The organism is Streptomyces sp. 1331.2, from assembly GCF_900199205.1.
Lineage (GTDB): Bacteria > Actinomycetota > Actinomycetes > Streptomycetales > Streptomycetaceae > Kitasatospora.
In genome coordinates this window covers 6,913,958-6,930,470 of the sequence record NZ_OBMJ01000001.1, presented here as the reverse complement: position 1 = coordinate 6,930,470, position 16,513 = coordinate 6,913,958, and the positions used below count along the sequence as shown (strand labels likewise).

The 16,513-nt window shown below is 72.7% G+C and carries 14 protein-coding genes; 5 read left to right on the top strand and 9 right to left on the bottom strand.

Annotated elements, in window-relative coordinates; translation table 11 throughout:
• Positions 1–24 precede the first annotated feature (24 nt).
• The 3 genes from CRP52_RS30030 to CRP52_RS30020 form a co-directional block, all read right to left on the bottom strand.
• On the bottom strand, positions 25–1,623 hold the full coding sequence (locus tag CRP52_RS30030) for an acyl-CoA carboxylase subunit beta (protein WP_097239252.1): 1,599 nt from the start codon (positions 1,621–1,623) through the stop codon (positions 25–27).
• Positions 1,620–3,437 (bottom strand): acyclic terpene utilization AtuA family protein, encoded by a 1,818-nt coding sequence (locus tag CRP52_RS30025; RefSeq protein ID WP_306458897.1) that lies wholly within the window; start codon positions 3,435–3,437, stop codon positions 1,620–1,622. Before CRP52_RS30025 ends, CRP52_RS30030 begins: the two co-directional genes overlap by 4 nt.
• A gap of 164 nt (positions 3,438–3,601) precedes the next feature.
• Positions 3,602–4,294, bottom strand: a complete 693-nt coding sequence (locus CRP52_RS30020; protein WP_257032921.1) for a LuxR C-terminal-related transcriptional regulator — start codon at positions 4,292–4,294, stop codon at positions 3,602–3,604.
• 255 nt (positions 4,295–4,549) lie between these two features.
• Here CRP52_RS30020 and CRP52_RS30015 point away from each other — a divergent pair, with 255 nt between their 5' ends.
• The 4 genes from CRP52_RS30015 to CRP52_RS30000 all read left to right on the top strand — a co-directional run bounded on the left by CRP52_RS30015 (position 4,550) and on the right by CRP52_RS30000 (position 9,592).
• A complete protein-coding gene (locus tag CRP52_RS30015) occupies positions 4,550–4,984 on the top strand; it encodes a hypothetical protein (RefSeq protein WP_143685859.1) in 435 nt (144 codons plus the stop codon).
• Positions 4,985–5,100: 116 nt separating this feature from the next.
• Positions 5,101–6,504 carry an FAD-dependent oxidoreductase gene (locus tag CRP52_RS30010; RefSeq protein WP_097239249.1) on the top strand — a complete coding sequence of 468 codons (1,404 nt, stop codon included), beginning with the start codon at positions 5,101–5,103 and terminating at the stop codon, positions 6,502–6,504.
• Between the two features lie 130 nt (positions 6,505–6,634).
• Positions 6,635–7,048: a VOC family protein gene (locus tag CRP52_RS30005; RefSeq protein ID WP_097239248.1), complete on the top strand. Its 414-nt coding sequence runs from the start codon at positions 6,635–6,637 to the stop codon at positions 7,046–7,048.
• Between the two features lie 159 nt (positions 7,049–7,207).
• Positions 7,208–9,592 (top strand): ATP-binding cassette domain-containing protein, encoded by a 2,385-nt coding sequence (locus tag CRP52_RS30000; RefSeq protein ID WP_097239247.1) that lies wholly within the window; start codon positions 7,208–7,210, stop codon positions 9,590–9,592.
• Between the two features lie 23 nt (positions 9,593–9,615).
• Here the strand turns inward: CRP52_RS30000 and CRP52_RS29995 are convergent, their stop codons facing one another.
• The 6 genes from CRP52_RS29995 to CRP52_RS29970 all read right to left on the bottom strand — a co-directional run bounded on the left by CRP52_RS29995 (position 9,616) and on the right by CRP52_RS29970 (position 16,038).
• A complete protein-coding gene (locus CRP52_RS29995; RefSeq protein ID WP_097239246.1) occupies positions 9,616–10,125 on the bottom strand; it encodes a GNAT family N-acetyltransferase in 510 nt (169 codons plus the stop codon).
• 160 nt (positions 10,126–10,285) lie between these two features.
• Positions 10,286–12,157: an endonuclease/exonuclease/phosphatase family protein gene (locus tag CRP52_RS29990; protein WP_097239245.1), complete on the bottom strand. Its 1,872-nt coding sequence runs from the start codon at positions 12,155–12,157 to the stop codon at positions 10,286–10,288.
• A gap of 233 nt (positions 12,158–12,390) precedes the next feature.
• The gene (locus CRP52_RS29985; protein ID WP_097239244.1) at positions 12,391–13,344 is read right to left on the bottom strand and encodes a Gfo/Idh/MocA family protein; all 954 of its coding nucleotides are present in this window, start codon (positions 13,342–13,344) and stop codon (positions 12,391–12,393) included.
• Between the two features lie 284 nt (positions 13,345–13,628).
• On the bottom strand, positions 13,629–14,510 hold the full coding sequence (locus tag CRP52_RS29980; RefSeq protein ID WP_097239243.1) for an SDR family NAD(P)-dependent oxidoreductase: 882 nt from the start codon (positions 14,508–14,510) through the stop codon (positions 13,629–13,631).
• 273 nt (positions 14,511–14,783) lie between these two features.
• A complete protein-coding gene (locus CRP52_RS29975) occupies positions 14,784–15,362 on the bottom strand; it encodes a TetR/AcrR family transcriptional regulator (protein WP_257032920.1) in 579 nt (192 codons plus the stop codon).
• A 133-nt stretch (positions 15,363–15,495) separates the two neighbouring features.
• Positions 15,496–16,038, bottom strand: a complete 543-nt coding sequence (locus CRP52_RS29970) for a TetR/AcrR family transcriptional regulator (RefSeq protein WP_097239242.1) — start codon at positions 16,036–16,038, stop codon at positions 15,496–15,498.
• A 114-nt stretch (positions 16,039–16,152) separates the two neighbouring features.
• Between CRP52_RS29970 and CRP52_RS29965 the strand changes: the two genes are divergently transcribed.
• Positions 16,153–16,359: a hypothetical protein gene (locus CRP52_RS29965; RefSeq protein WP_097239241.1), complete on the top strand. Its 207-nt coding sequence runs from the start codon at positions 16,153–16,155 to the stop codon at positions 16,357–16,359.
• Positions 16,360–16,513 lie beyond the last annotated feature (154 nt).

Below are 16,513 nucleotides of genomic sequence, written 5' to 3'. Positions count from 1 at the left end.
GGTGGCTCCATCACAGGGGCTCGCTCAAAGACGGAAGACGCCGTAGCCGCGCGCGCCCTCGACCGGCGCGTTGTGGACCGCGGACAGGCACAGGCCGAGCACCGTACGGGTGTCGCGCGGGTCGATCACGCCGTCGTCGTAGAGCCGTCCGGACAGGAACACCGGCAGCGACTCGGCCTCGATCTGCTGCTCGACCATGGCCCGGATCGCCGCGTCCGCGTCCTCGTCGTACGGCTGCCCCTTCGCCGCGGCCGACTGGCGGGCGACGATCGACAGCACCCCGGCGAGCTGCTGCGGGCCCATCACCGCGGACTTGGCGCTCGGCCAGGAGAACAGGAACCGCGGTTCGAACGCCCGCCCGCACATGCCGTAGTGGCCGGCGCCGTAGGAGGCACCCATCAGCACGGACAGGTGCGGGACCGTGGAGTTGGCGACGGCGTTGATCATCATCGCGCCGTGCTTGATGATGCCGCCCTGTTCGTAGTCCTTGCCGACCATGTAGCCGGTGGTGTTGTGCAGGAACAGCAGCGGGATGTTCCGCTGGTTCGCCAACTGGATGAACTGGGCGGCCTTCTGGGACTCCTGGCTGAACAGCACGCCCTGCGCGTTGGCCAGGATGCCGACCGGGTAGCCGTGGATCCGGGCCCAGCCGGTGGCCAGGCTGGTGCCGTACAGCGGCTTGACCTCGTCGAAGTCGGAGCCGTCGACGATCCGGGCGATCACCTCGCGCGGGTCGAAGGGCACCTTGAGGTCGCCGGGGACGATGCCGAGCAGCTCCTCCTCGTCGTACTTCGGCGGCTCGGCGGACCGGTCCGGGGACGGGCCCGGCTTGCGGTGGTCCAGCCGGGCGACGATCCGGCGGGCGATCCGCAGCGCGTCCGCCTCGTCCACCGCGAAGTGGTCGGCCAGGCCGGAGGTGCGGGCGTGCATCTCGGCGCCGCCCAGCGACTCGTCGTCGGCCTCCTCGCCGGTGGCCATCTTCACCAGCGGCGGGCCACCGAGGAACACCTTGGCGCGCTCCTTGACCAGCACGGTGTGGTCGGACATGCCGGGCACGTACGCGCCGCCGGCTGTCGAGTTACCGAACACCACGGCCACGGTGGGGATGCCGGCGGCGGACAGCCGGGTGAGGTCGCGGAACAGGGCGCCGCCGGGGATGAAGATCTCCTTCTGGCTGGGCAGGTCGGCGCCGCCCGACTCGACCAGGTTCACCAGCGGAAGGCGGTTGTGCAGCGCGATCTCGTTGGCGCGCAGCGCCTTGCGCAGCGTCCACGGGTTGCTGGCGCCGCCGCGCACGGTGGGGTCGTTGGCGGTGATCACGCACTCGACGCCCTCGATCACGCCGATCCCGGTGACCAGCGCGGCACCCACCGGGTAGTCGCTGCCCCAGGCGGCCAGCGGGGACAGCTCCAGGAACGGCGAGTCCGGGTCGACCAGCAGCTCGATCCGCTCGCGGGCCGGCAGCTTGCCGCGCTTGCGGTGGCGCTCCAGGTACCGGGGGCCGCCGCCGGCCAGTGCCTTGGCGTGCTCGGCGTCCAGGTCGGCGAGCTTGGCGAGCATCGCGGCGCGGTGCTCGGCGTGCTCGGGCCCGGCCGGATCGATGCGGGTGGGCAGGACGGTCACGGCTGGGCCTCCGGGCTGTCGGGGAGCGCGGTCGGGCTGTCTGGGGGCGCGGTCGGGGGTTCTGGGGGCGCGGCCGGAGAGCGGACGGGCGGGACCGGAGGGCCGAGGAGTGCGGTCGGGAGGTCGAGGTGGCGGGAGCGCAGCCACTCGCCGAGGGCCTTGGCCTGCGGGTCGAAGCGGTGCCGGGCGGCGACACCCTCGCCGAGCAGGCCGGTGATCGTGAAGTTCACCGCGCGCAGGTTCGGCAGCAGGTGCCGGGTGACGGGCAACTCCGCTGCCTCGGGCAGGAGTTCGCGCAGCACCTCGACCGTGAGGGCGTGCGCGAGCCAGCGCCAGCCGTCCTCGGTGCGGGCCCAGACGCCGAGGTTGGCGTCGCCGCCCTTGTCGCCGCTGCGGGCGCCGGCGAGCAGGCCGAGCGGGGCGCGGCGGGTCGGGCCGGCGGGGAGCGGTTCGGGCAACTCGTGCACCACGTCCAGGGGTTGGGCGGCGAGCGGCGCGGCCGGGACGGCCGGGACGGAGATCCGGCGGCCGTCCGGCAGGGCGGCGGTGTGCTCGACGGCCTTGGCGTCGACGGATACGGCGGTGAACACCCCGTACGGCGCGCCCGGCCCGGGCGGGGCGGTGAGGTGGAAGCCTGGGTAGCCCGACAGCCCCAACTCCACGGCGGCTTTGCTGAGTTCGCGTCCGACCTTGGCCGAATCCCGGTCCCGCGCGGTCAGCCGCAGGAGGGCGGAGGCGGACTCCTCGTCCGGGGCGTCCGGGTGGTCGGTGCGGGCGAGCGTCCAGCGCAGTTCGGCGGGGCGGGCCGCGACCGGCAGGGCCTCGGCGAACTGCTGCTGCACCAGGGCGGCCTTGGCCTCGATGTCCAGGCCGGTGAGGACGAAGACCACCTCGTTGTGGTGGCCGCCGAGCCGGTTGAGGCCCACCTTCAGGGTGGGCGGCGGGGCCTCGCCCCGGACGCCGTCGATCCGGACCCGGTCGGGGCCGTCCGCGGTGAGCCGGACGGTGTCCAGCCGGGCGGTGACGTCCGGGCCGAGGTAGTGCGATCCGCAAGTCTCGTAAAGGAGTTGGGCGGTGACGGTGCCGAGGGTGACGACGCCGCCGGTGCCCGGGTGCTTGGTGATCACGCTTGAGCCGTCGGCGTGCAGTTCGGCGATCGGGAAGCCGGGGCGGGTCACGTCGTGCTCGCGGAAGAAGGCGTAGTTGCCGCCGGTCGCCTGGGCGCCGCACTCCAGGACGTGACCGGCGACCACCGCGCCGGCGAGAGCGTCGAGGTCGTCGGGCGCCCAGCCGAAGCGGGCGATCCCGGGGCCGGCGACCAGAGCCGCATCGGTGACCCGGCCGGTGACCACCACGTCCGCACCCCCGGCCAGGCAGGCCGCGATGCCGAACCCGCCGAGGTAGGCGTTGGCGGCCAACAAGCCGTCCGGCAGGCCGAGTTCGTCCCTACGCGGCAGCAGGTCGTCGCCCTCGACGTGGGCGACGGCCGCCTCGACGCCCAGCCGCTGGGCCAGTTCGCGCAGTTCGTCGGCGAGCCGGGCCGGGTTGAGGCCGCCCGCGTTCACCACGACCTTCACGTCGCGCTCGCGGGCCAGGCCCAGGCACTCCTCCATCTGCCGCAGGAACGTCCGGGCGTACCCGAGCGAGGGGTCCTTCAGCCGGTCCCGCGCCAGGATCAGCATGGTCAGCTCGGCCAGGTAGTCCCCGGTGAGCACGTCCAGCGGCCCGCCGGTGAGCATCTCCCGCACCGCCGAGAAGCGGTCCCCGTAGAACCCCGAGGCATTGCCGATCCGCAGTACCGCGCCCTCGCGCACCAATGCGCCTCCCCTGCCGGTGAGTTGGCGACGGCCCCGCACCGGGCGCCGTCGGGCAGCAGCGTGGCACCGCCCCGGGAAAAAAGCAATCATGCCTGCTTGTTTTTCGGTCAGCCCGGCAGGGCCGTCCTTTCACCACGGTGTGACGTGTGGTTCACCCTGTCCTACCGTCCACCCAGCGCGAGTCCGGCCTCGAAGGCGGTGATCGCCAGGTGGACGCGGTCCCGGGCCTTGAGCTTGGCGAACAGGCGCGCGACATGGGTCTTCGCCGTCGCCACGCTGATCACCAACCGCTCGGCTATCTCACCGTTCGGCAGTCCCTGTCCGACCAGTGCCGGCTCCTCGCGCTCCCGGTCGGTGATCCTCGCGATGAGGCTTGAGTCCGCAGCGGGCTCGGTGTCCGGTGCGGGGGCCGCGGGGGTGGTGGAGGTTCCGGCGAAGTCGGCGATCAGCCGTCGGGTGACGCTCGGCGCGATCAACGCGTCGCCGGCCGCCACCACGCGGATCGCGTCCAGGATCGTGTCCAGGGCCATGCTCTTGAGCAGGAATCCGCTGGCGCCGGCGCGCAGAGCGCCGTAGACGTACTCGTCGTCGTCGAAGGTCGTCAGCACCAGCACCTTGGGCGGGTCCAGCTCGGCGGTCGCGAGCGAGGTGAGCGTCACGCGCGGGTCCTCGTACGCGGGTGAGAGGACCACCAGCGGATGCTTGCCGCGCTGCGGCCGCGCGCCGTCGAAGGCGTGCGTGGCCACCGGTATGGCCGACGGTGTGGTCGTGGCGGCGAACCCGGTGCCGGTTCCGGTGACGAGGGCGGCGAGCGCCAGCGCCGAGACAGCGCTGATACGGCGAGTGCGTTTCATGGGCTCGATGCCAGGTTCCGCAGCTCCGTGTCGAATCGGCCCACGGATGCAAACATTCCGGTGTCGTTCGTAGCCTCCGCGAGGTACCGGAGCCATCCGGAGTCATCCCCCGGGATGATGCCGTGCGGAGCGGGGATCCCTTCGCCGGCCCGAACCACGGACCCGACCTCCGACTATGACTTCCCGTCACACGACGGAGCCCGCGGCGTCGAAATTCGCATGCGGCTCGCCAGGGGATGTGCCACTCTCCGGCGCATGCCAGCTCGTAACCGCAGACTGCCGCGCCACCTGTCGTGGCCGCTCACGCCGACGGACCTCCGCACGGTGCTCGGCGAAACCCTGATGGACGAGGTCCACCTCTGCTTCGACGAGCCTCCTCAGCACGACGGCACGCTCCTGCGGGCCACCTGGAACCCCTCGATCACCTCGAACTACGGGTACAACCGGTTTCCCGCCGAGCAGTCGCGGGTGCGGATCGCCATCACCCCGCTGCCGGCCGGCGAACGGGCCCACGCCCGCGGCCTCCTGCGGGAGCAGGCACTCCCCGAGCTCCGGGAGTGGCTGGATCGGGCGCGCAGGGCGCCCGAGTGGTGGGTCCTGACCCGCCACAGCGTCTCCTGGCGCGTCACGGGCCAGGAGGTGGCCCGCCGCGAGGACTACCAGCCGTACCCGCAGGCCGGATCCGGCTGAGACGGGCCTCCCCACCAGAGGCTTCCGGTGGCGGGCGGCCCGGAGCCGGTTCGCGGTCGAAGATCATTTGGCGGTAGGGTCGATTCGCAACACGGCGCGAAGCAAAGGGGAGCTCAGTGGCGCGGGTTGCGGTGATAGGTGCGGGTATCAGCGGGTTGGCGACGGCCGTCATGCTCGGCAGGCGGGGCCATGCGGTCACGGTGTTCGAGCAGGAGACCCGGCAGGCCGGGGAGGACCTGAACCGGGACTTCCACCATTGGAACCGGCCCCGCGTCCCGCAGGCCGTCCAGCCGCACTCGTTCCTCGCACCCGTGCGCTCGGTGCTGCGTGCCGAGGCTCCCGACGTCTACGCGGACCTGCTGGCGCTCGGAGCCCGGGAGTACCACGACTTCGACTGGTTCGGCGAGCATCCGCCGTACCGGGCCGGCGACGAGGACCTGGTGACCCTGCGCACCCGCCGCATCGTGCTGGAGGCCGCCCTGACCACCGCCGTCCGGCGGGAACCCACCGTCGAGGTGCGGCGCGGCTGCCGGGTGCGCGCCCTCACCTTCGAGGAGGGCCGCCCGGCCCGGGTCACCGGCGTGCAGGTGAGCGGCGGGGAGACGGGCCACGGGCAGGCGGGCGAGCAGACCCACCGGGCGGACCTCGTCGTCGACGCCTCCGGCCGGCGCTCGCCCGTCCCCGCCTGGCTGGTCGAGGCCGGCTGCCGCCCTCCCGTGGTGGAGAGCCACCGCGCCGGGATCGCCTACCTGTGCCGCTGGTACCGCCTGCGGGCCGACGGCCCGCGCGACCCCGGCCAGGTGCAGAACGGCTCGGCCGCAGCGTTCGCGCTGGCCGGCGTCTTCCCGTCCGACAACGACACCTTCGCGGTCAACCTGGTGCTCTCCACCGCTGACCCGACCCGCGGCGCGCTCACCGACCCCGCCGTGTTCGAGGCCGCCGCCCGCCGCTTCCCGGCCACCGCCGCCTGGCTCGCCCTGGCTCCCGAGCCGCGCTCGCCCGTCCTGGCGATGGCCGGTCTGGACAACCGCTGGACCTCCTTCGCCGACGGCCAGGGCCCGGTCGTCACCGGCCTCGTCAACGCCGGGGACAGCCTCGTCCACACCAACCCCACCCTGGGCCACGGCGTGGCCCTCGGCATGCGCGCCGCCCAGCACATCGCCGTCCACGTCGACCGGATCGCCGCGGACCCCGCCGGCTACCACGCCTGGACGAACCGGGCCCTGCGCCCGCTGTTCGACGCCCAGGTCGCGGCCGACCGCGCCAACGAGCAACGCCTCACCGAGGATTCGCCGCTCCCGGACCGCCGGGCCGCCGCCCTGGCCGCCTGCGCCCTCGACGACCCGGTGGTCATGCGGGCCCGCGCCCAGGTGCGCCACCTCGTACGGCCCGCCGACGCCGCCTACGGCACCGACGAGGTGGACCGCCACGTCACCGCCTGGCTGGACGCCCGCCCGGACTTCGTACCCCGGCACGACGGCCCGACCCGACAGCAGTGGGAAGCACTCGTCCGGGCCTGAGCCGCCCCCACCGGGCCGCTGTCGCCCGCCGGGCGCCTCCCGCGAAAGGTCGGGCCTCCCACGAAACGTCGGAGAGACCGATCAGGATTCGAGAAGCGCCCGGCCCGGACCCGCGCCTAGCGTTGCAGTCATGAACGACATCACCATTCACTGGACCTTCCTCCCGCACACCGACCCCGAGGCCTCCCTCGCCTTCTACCGCGACCTGCTCGGCTTCGAGGTCCGCAACGACGTCGGCGGCGGCCCGATGCGCTGGATCACCGTCGGCCCGGCCGGCCAGCCCGGCGTCTCCCTCGTGCTGGAGCCGCCGGCCGCCGACCCCGGGATCACCGAGGACGAGCGCAAGACGATCACCGACATGATGGCCAAGGGCACCTACGCCCGGCTCGTCCTCGGCACCCCCGACCTGGACGGCCTCTTCGACCGGCTGAAGTCCGGCGGCGCCGAGCTGGTGCAGGAGCCGACCGAGCAGCCGTGGGGCGCGCGCGACTGCGCCTTCCGCGACCCGGCGGGCAACCTGATCCGCTTCAACGAGGTGCGCTGAGCCGCCCCCGGCCTCAGCCGAGCAAGCCCACCGGGCCCGCCCCCGCGGAACCGGCCGGACCGGACCGGATCCCGTTCGATTCTGGTTGGATCGAAGGGAACCACCGCCGACCGTGACCGCGGGGACGGGCCCGCCCGATCGACAGGGAGAGACCAGACCATGCCCAAGAGGACGGACGCGCACCCGGCCGCGCCGCACGCCGCCGACAGCCACGACCTGATCCGCGTCCACGGCGCGCGCGAGAACAACCTCAAGGACGTCAGCGTCGACATCCCCAAGCGCCGGCTGACCGTGTTCACCGGCGTGTCCGGCTCGGGCAAGAGCTCGCTGGTCTTCGACACCGTCGCCGCCGAGTCCCAGCGGCTGATCAACGAGACGTACAGCGCCTTCGTCCAGGGCTTCATGCCCACCCTGGCCCGCCCCGAGGTGGACGTCCTCGAAGGCCTGACCACCGCGATCATCGTCGACCAGCAGCGGATGGGCGCCGACCCGCGCTCCACCGTCGGCACCGCCACCGACGCCAACGCGATGCTGCGCATCCTCTTCAGCCGCCTCGGCACCCCGCACATCGGCTCCCCCAAGGCCTTCTCCTTCAACGTCCCCTCGATCAGCGGGGCGGGCGCCGTCACCGTCGAACGCGCGGGCAGGACGGTCAAGGAGCGGCGCAGCTTCAGCATCACCGGTGGCATGTGCCCGCGCTGCGAGGGCCGCGGCAGCGTCTCCGACATCGACCTCACCCAGCTCTACGACGACAGCAAGTCGATCTCCGAGGGCGCGATCACCATCCCCGGCTGGAAGACCGACAGCTGGTGGACGGTCGGCGTCTACGCCAACTCCGGCTTCCTCGACCCCGACAAGCCGATCCGCAAGTACACCAAGAAGGAGCTGCAGGACTTCCTGTACCGGGAGCCGACCAAGGTCAAGGTCAACGGCGTCAACCTCACCTACGAGGGCCTGATCCCCAAGATCCAGAAGTCGATGCTCGCCAAGGACAAGGACGCGCTGCAGCCGCACATCCGGGCCTTCGTGGAGCGGGCCGTCACCTTCACCTCCTGCCCCGACTGCGGGGGCACCCGGCTCAGCGAGGCCGCCCGCTCCTCCCGGATCGCGGGAGTCAGCATCGCCGACGCCTGCGCGATGCAGATCAGCGACCTCGCCGACTGGGTCCGCGGGCTCGACGAACCCTCGGTGACGCCGCTGCTCACCACCCTGCGCCAGACCCTCGACTCCTTCGTGGAGATCGGCCTCGGCTACCTCTCACTGGACCGCCCCTCCGGCACGCTCTCCGGCGGCGAGGCGCAGCGGGTCAAGATGATCCGCCACCTCGGCTCCTCGCTCACCGACACCACGTACGTCTTCGACGAGCCCACCACCGGCCTGCACCCGCACGACATCGACCGGATGAACAAGCTGCTGCTGCGCCTGCGGGACAAGGGCAACACCGTGCTGGTGGTGGAGCACAAGCCGCAGACCATCGCGATCGCCGACCACGTGGTCGACCTCGGTCCGGGCGCCGGTACGGCCGGCGGCCAGGTCTGCTACGAGGGCGACGTCGAGGGGCTGCGCGGCAGCGGCACCGTCACCGGGCGCCACCTGGGCGACCGGGCGCCGCTGCGGGAGGCGGTGCGCAAGCCCACCGGGGTGCTGGAGATCCGGGGCGCCGACACCCACAACCTGCGGAACGTGGACGTGGACGTGCCGCTCGGGGTGCTCACGGTGGTGACCGGGGTGGCCGGCTCCGGCAAGAGCTCGCTGATCCACGGGTCGATCCCGCCCGGCGAGGGCGTGGTCTCGGTCGACCAGGGGGCGATCAAGGGCTCCCGGCGCAGCAACCCGGCCACCTACACCGGGCTGCTCGACCCGATCCGCAAGGCCTTCGCCAAGGCCAACGACGTCAAGCCGGCCCTGTTCAGCGCCAACTCCGAGGGCGCCTGCCCGACCTGCAACGGCGCCGGCGTGGTCTACACCGACCTGGCGATGATGGCCGGGGTGGCCACCACCTGCGAGGACTGCGAGGGCAAGCGGTACCAACCCGCGGTGCTGGAGTACCGGCTGGGCGGCCGGGACATCGCCGAGGTGCTGGCGATGTCGGTGACCGAGGCCGAGGAGTTCTTCGGCTCGGGCGAGGCCAGGCTGCCGGCCGCGCACCGGATCCTGGAGCGGCTGGCGGACGTCGGGCTCGGCTACGTCAGCCTCGGCCAGCCGCTCACCACGCTCTCCGGCGGCGAGCGGCAGCGGCTCAAGCTGGCCACCCACATGGCCGACAAGGGCGGCGTCTACGTGCTGGACGAGCCGACCACCGGGCTGCACCTGGCCGACGTCGAGCAGCTGCTCGGGCTGCTGGACCGGCTGGTCGAGTCCGGCAAGTCGGTCATCGTGATCGAGCACCACCCGGCGGTGATGGCGCACGCCGACTGGATCATCGACCTCGGCCCGGGCGCCGGCCACGACGGCGGGCGGGTGGTCTTCGAGGGCACCCCGACCGACCTGGTCGCCGCCCGCTCGACCCTGACCGGCAAGGCCCTGGCGGAGTACGTCGGTTAGCGGATTCCCGAGCGCTGGGGGCGTCAGTCCAGCGGGAGGGCCATCTCCAGGATCCGCGCCGAGGCGTCCAGCACGTACGGCGTCTCTCCCCCGGTGTACGCGAACCCGCGCCGCTGGTAGAAGGCGGCGGCGCGGGGGTTCGCCTCGTGCACCCCGAGCAGCATCCGCGCGGCGCCCCGGCCGCGGGCCCAGGCGAGCACCGCGTCCAGCAGGGCGTCCGCGACGCCGCGTGCGCGGCCGCGGTGCTCGGGGGCGACCCAGACGCCGATCAGGTCGACGGCGTCGGCCTGCCCCTTGCTCGGGACGGACAGCATCGTGCCGACCCACTCCCCGTCGGGGGCCACCGCGACCAGGCCGATCTTGTCGGGCTCGTTGACCCAGTTCGTCCGGGCCCGCCAGTTGCCCTCGCCCTGGTAGCTCGCGTACTCGTGGGTCTCGCCGAACGCCAGTGGCGTGTCGAGGAGTTGGGCCAGCCGGACCTTCCGCAGCAGCTGCCAGTCCTCGCGGCCGATCCGCTCGATCCGGTACTCCATCGTCTCCCCCGTCGCCCGAGCCGTCGCCCGAGCCGTCGTACGAGCCGCACGAGCCGCACGAGCCGCACGAGCCGCACGAGCCGTCGTACGAGCCGCCGTACGGCACTGCCTCCGCCTCCGGCGGTCACCGGCGGCGGAGGCAGCATAACCGCAGCTCGGGTCAGGGCTTGATGCGGACCACCTGCGGGTCGTGGTCGCTCGCCTGCTGGGCGAACTCCGCGTTGATGTGCACCACGTCGTACTTGGCGTAGCCGACCTCGGGGCTGACCAGGATGTGGTCCAGCACCTGGGAGTTGCCCTGGTAGACGTACGAGTACTGCTCGGTCTCCGGCAGTTCGTTCACCAGGTCGCGCAGCACGCCGTCCTTGGTGAGCGCGGCCAGGGCGGGCGAGAACTGGTAGTCGTTGAAGTCGCCGAGCGAGACGACCCTGGCCTCCTTGTCGGCGGCCAGCAGCTTGGCGACGAAGGCCTGCTCGACGGTGGCCTGCTTGATCCGCTGCACCTCGGAGCTGCGGGTCGGGGCCTGGAAGCGGCTGTCGATGCCCTGGTCGCCGCCCTTGCTGTTGAGGTGGTTGGCGATGACGAAGACCTTCTGGCCGCGGAAGACGAACTGGCCGACCAGCGGCTTGCGGCTGTTGGTCCAGGCCTCGTCGTTCGGCTCGATCCGGCCGGGCGAGGCGGTCAGGGCGGTGGCGGCGCCGGTGCCGGTCACGCCGACGGCGGTGGTGGCGTCGCCGCCCGCGATGTCGGTGAAGGAGACCCGCTGCGGGTTGAACAGGAAGACCTGGCGGATGTTGCCGCCGGGCTCGCCGCCGTCCTTGCCGTCCTGCGGGGCGATGGAGCGCCAGTCGTAGGCCGGGCCGCCGGCCGCCTTGATGGCCGCGATGAACTTGGCGACGGTCTGGCTCGCGTCGACGGTGCCGTCGTTCTTGGCACCGTTGTTGTCCTGGATCTCCTCCAGGGCGACGATGTCGGGCGAGCGCAGGTTGGTGACGACGCCCTGGGCCAGCTCGGCGAACTTGCTGTCCGGGTTGTTCGGGGCGAGGTTCTCCACGTTGTAGGTGGCGAGGGTGAGTTCGCGCTCGCCGGCCTGGGCGGTGACCTCGCGCTGGAGGTGGTTGTCCTTCAGCGTGCCCACGGTGCCGGCGACCAGGGTGTAGCCGCCGAACTGGTTGTAGTCCAGCGGGCCGGTGGTGGTGCCGGTCAGCTCGTCGCCGACGTTGGCCACCGGGAACGGCTGCTGGGAGGCCGGCGCCTGCTGCTGCACCATCAGACGGCCGACGTTGGGCTCGCGGTAGGACTCGTAGAGCACGCCGCCGCGCTTGCTGCGCTGGTCCTGGCGGTCGGCGGCGACCCACAGCTCGTTGTACTTGTCGGTCGCCTGGACCACCCGGACGTCCTTGACCTGGACGAGCATGCCCTCCAGGGACTCGTAGAAGTCGAGGGCGTACTTCTCCGGGTCGAGCTTCACGGCGTCGATGGTGCCGTCCGGGCCGGCCGCCGGGGTGTAGGTGCCGGGGATGTTGCGGGTGTCCACGACGACCGGGGCGGGCAGCGGGTTGCCGGAGGACAGGACCGTGACGGCCGGGGCGGAGATCTCGGTGACGGACTGCGAGCCGCCGGAGTAGCCGGGGTAGTACTCGGTGACCTTGCCGCTCACCAGCACCGAGTCGCCGGTCTTCACGGTCGGGTTGCCGCCGGTGAAGACGAAGATGCCCTCGCTGGTGGCCGGGTCCGCGTCCGGGTTCGGGTCCTGGAGCCAGAAGCCCTTGGAGCTGCCGTACGCGCGGACGCCGGTGACGATGCCGGGCACACCGGTGACGGGCTTGCCGGCCTGCGGGGATATCCGGGTGGTGCCCTGGATGTCGTGGATCCGCAGCGGGCCGGTCTCGGTCGGGGCGGGGGTCGCGGCGGCGCCGGCGGCGTTCGCCACGGGCAGCGGGACGAGCACGAGCGAGGCGGCCAGCGAGGCCGGGATCAGAGCGGCGCGCAGCAGGGCTCTGCGGGGGCGGGGAGCGGAAGCGGTGGTCACCGGGGCAGGACTCCTAGCTCCGTCGTGCGGCACGGTCGTGGCACGGCGGTCCGGGCGGAGGCGCGCTTCGAGCGCGCTACTCGCGTAGAGGAAGAGCAGGGGACGGACGCCCGCCCCCCGCGGCGCCCCTAAGATACGCGCGTAGAAAATGCCCCGACAAGACCTCGTCGGTGAACTGTCGGTTCCGCCCCGGTGACTTGACGGACGGTCAATCCGCCCAGCTCACAGGCTTCTCACAGGGCGCTCCCAGCGGACGCCCAGGAATCCCCGATCCGCTCCACCACCAGCTCGCACAGCTCGTGGGTGCGCAGCGCGTCGTGGGCGTCCAAGGTCCGCCCGGCGCGGACGGCGTCCAGGAAGGCGAGGACGCACTGCTCGATGCCGCGCTGGCGGGCGACCGGCACCCAGTCGCCGCGGCGCCGCACGGTCGGCTGGCCGCGGTGGTCGATCACCTCGGCCAGGTTGTGCACCGCGCGCTTGGAGTCGCCGCCGGAGACCTCCAGCACCTCCTCGGTCGAGCCGGAGACCCGGTTCATGATGCCCAGCGCGGTGAACCCCTCCCCGCCGAGGGTGAGCACCACGTGCTCGACCAGGCCGTCCCGCGTACGGGACCGGACGTCCACGTGCTCGATCTCGCCGGGGACGAGGAAGCGCAGCGTGTCCACGACGTGGATGAAGTCGTCGTAGACCAGGGTGCGGGCGGCTTCGGGCAGGCCCTCGCGGTTCTTCTGCAGCACGATCAGGTCGCGCGGGCGCTCCTTGGCCTGCACGTAGCCGGGCGCGTGGCGGCGGTTGAAGCCGACCATCAGCGAGCGGCCGGTGCGGTCGGCGAGGTCGACCAGGCGGCGGGCGCCGTCCACGGTGTGGTCGAGCGGCTTGTCCACGTAGACGTCCACCCCGGCGGTGAGCAGCTGCTCGACGATCGGCACGTGCTGGTCGGTGGCGGCGTGCACGAACGCGGCCCGGATGCCGCTGCCGATCAGCGCGCCGAGGTCGGTGAACCGCTTGCCCTCCCCGACCCGGTACGCCTCACCGATCCGCCCCAGCTTCGCCCCGTCCCGGGTCATCAACCGCAGGTCGAGCCCGGGCAGCGCGGCGAGCACGGGCAGGTACGCCTTCTGCGCGATGTCACCGAGCCCGATGACCCCGACCGGGAGGTGGCCCTCAGGAACAGCGGTCGAACTCATCGGATTCTCCATACGCACGCCGACAGCATCGCCCCCACCCTATGCACAGCCCCGCACCCCACCAACCTTTCGCCTGCGCTCCCTGCTCGCCGCCCGGCCCCCGGCCCGGTCGGGCCGCCGAACGGCGCCGGCCCGACCGGGCGTTCCGGCGCCGCCGTCGTGCCCGGGCTTCCGCCCCGGACACCCCGGACACCCCGGACACCCCGGAGGCCACTGACCGGCCGCAGCCATCATGCTCACGTGCGCTGCGGGCGTCGGAGGCCGACGGCCCGGAGGGGGCCCGCTCAGGCGAGCGCCCATCGGAACGTGTGCTCGCGGCTGAGCCGGAGGACGTCGGCGGTGAGGCCGGGGTGGGTGCTCGCCGGGTGGGCCGGGACGGGCCGGGCGTCCGGGCCGATGAGCAGACCGGTCCGTCCGTCCAGCGAGGGGTCGGTGGCGGCGAACACCGAGGAGCGGGCGGCCTCGGAGGCGGGCCCGGCCGTCGAGCGCTCGAAGCGCCTGCGGACCAGCGGCCACAACAGGCGCAGGCCGGGAGAGACGATCCTCGGCGAGGTCATGGTGCCGTTGGTCATGCTGGTGGCGGCGCCGCCCGGGTCGGCCGCGAAGACGCTGACGCCGCTGCCGCGCAGGCGGTCGGCCAGGTCCAGCGTGTAGGCGAGGTTGGCCAGTTTGGCCCGGCCGTACCAGTGGAAGCCGTAGTAGCCGCCCGGGGGTTCGACGGCGTCGAAGGTGCGCTTGGCCAGGGCGACCGCGCCGGAGCTCACGTTCACTATCCGGCTCGGCCCGCCGGCCCGGAGCTGGTCCAGGAGCAGCTCCGTGAGCAGGTACGGCGAGAGGTGGTTGACGGCGAAGGTGGCCTCGATGCCGTCCACGGTCTGCTGCCGCTGGGCGAACATCGCGCCGACGTTGTTGACCAGGACGGTCAGCGGGCCCACGACGGCCAGGTCGAGCGCGAGGCGCCGCACGTCACCGAGCGAGGACAGGTCGGCCGCGATGAACCTCGGCCGGCTCCCCGTCGCCACGGCCGAGATCCGGTCCACGGCGCCCTGGCCCCGTTCCTCGTCGCGGCCGATCACGGTGACGGCGTACCCGCGCTCCGCGAGGCCCAGCGCCGTTTCGAGTCCGATACCGCCCGTCGCGGCGGTCACCACTGCCTGGCGTTCCATCAGCTTCGCCCCTTCTCCCCTGCGGCGCATTAACCGGATGACTATCCGGTTGGAGTCCCACACGCTAGCACGAACGGATACCTATCCGGTTAGTCGGTCGCGACGGCGGGTGGACGCCACGGTAGGCAGCGCCCGATCCGCCGTACAGCGGCAACAGCCCTGCCGGGCAAGGATGTTCGCGGTCTGTAAGATTCGGCGACGGCCGCGGCGCAGCCCGACGTCACCTGGACGGTCGGCGCCGCTCGCGCGCCCGACCTCCGTCACCGAGCCGGGTCAGCGCGGGGGACGCAGCCCCTCGACGAGGACACCGAGGTAGGTCTCGACCCGCGCGGGGCTCTGGTCGCCGCTCCGCAGCGCGTGCTCGATCCCGCAGAGCAGTCGGCGCACGTCACCGGGCCCGATGTCGCCGCGGACGGCGCCGGCCAGCCGGGCCCGGTCGAGCAGGCTCGCGACGGCCCCGTCCAGTTCGGCCTTCAGGGCGGAGGTCTGTGCCTCGGCATCGCTCGCGGATTCGAGAACGGCCCCCAGACCGTCGTCGCGCAGCGCCATGAGGAGCGTGGAGCGCAGCAGTCGGCGCAGCCCCTCGGAGGGATCCTCCAGGTCGGCGGCGGCGAGGGCTTCGTCGACCAGCCCCCGGAACCGCTCCACCAACAGCGCCTCGCGCAGCGCCTGCGGGTTGGGGAAGTGCCGGTAGACGGTTCCGACCCCGACCCCGGCCAGCCGGGCGATGACGTTGAGCTGCAGGGAGTCGTCCCCGGCGGCCAGTTGCTCCCTGGCGACGCGCAGCACCAGCGCCCGGTTCCGCGCGGCGTCCACCCGCAGCACCGGGCCCCGTCCCTCGTTCGCCGTCACGGACCCAGCATACGCAGCCCGGTCACGTCGCCGTTCGGCCGTACGTGGCCCGCCGGTGGCGCCCCGTTGCCGCGCTCGGCGGCGGGAGCCCCGCACCCGCAGCACCGGTGCGGGGCTCCCGCCGCTTCGGGCCTCAGGCGGCCAGCAGGGACTCCGCGATGGTGCGGGCCCGCCAGGCGGCGTCCGGAGTGCCCTCGCGCAGCGCGGTGACGATGGCGCCGTCCATCAGGAGGGCGAACTGCTTGGCCCGGTCGGCGGGTTGGGGAATGTCCGCGTCCCGCATGAGCTGCTCGACCAGCTCGATGACGCGCCGTTTGTGCAACGCCGCCATCTCGCGGGCCGGGCTGGCGCGGTCGGCGATCTCGGTCATGGTGTTGATGGCGACGCAGCCCCGGTAGTCCTCGGCGGCGAACCGTTCGGCGAGGGCGTCGAAGACGTTGAGCGGGTGGCCGCCGTGGGCCGCGACCCGCTCGGAGAGCCAGGCCCGCCACCGGGCGTCGCGGCCTTCCAGGACGGCCGTCACCAACGCCTCCTTGCCGGCGAAGTGCCGGTAGAAGGAGGCCCGGCCCACACCGGACTCGGCGAGGATGCGCTCCACCCCGACCGAGTGGATCCCGTTGGCGTAGAAGAGGGTCTCTGCCGTGCTCAGCAGGCGCGCCCGTGCGTTGACTGCCATGGAAAGCGATCCTAGCCGCTCTTGACTCCAAACGGCACCGATCGGTACCGTCTTCGACGTCAGAACGGAACCGATCGGTACCGTTTCGGGGACAGTCGCACAGCGGGGGGACGTATGAACGAGGACTGGGCCGAGGCCTCCGTCGAACTGGTCGACGGCTACGAGGTGCTGGGCTCCGACGGCTGGATGGTCTCCTCGGTGCCCCGCGCGCTGGTGGCGTTCCAGGGCGGTTTCGTCAAGCTGCGGATCCCCGACACCGGCAGGGTGCAGGTGGTCTCCGCCCCGGCCGTCCGTCTGATCACCCTCACGAAGGCGTGGTGACCCCGGTGGTCGGATGACCCGACCGCCATCCCATGGACCTGCGGCTGCACGGCCGCCCGGGCCGGGACGCCACGCCACCTGCACACGGCGCGGCCGCCCGACCCGGGACGCCGCGCAGCCGCACAACCGTTTCCGGGTGCCCGGGCCCGTCTCA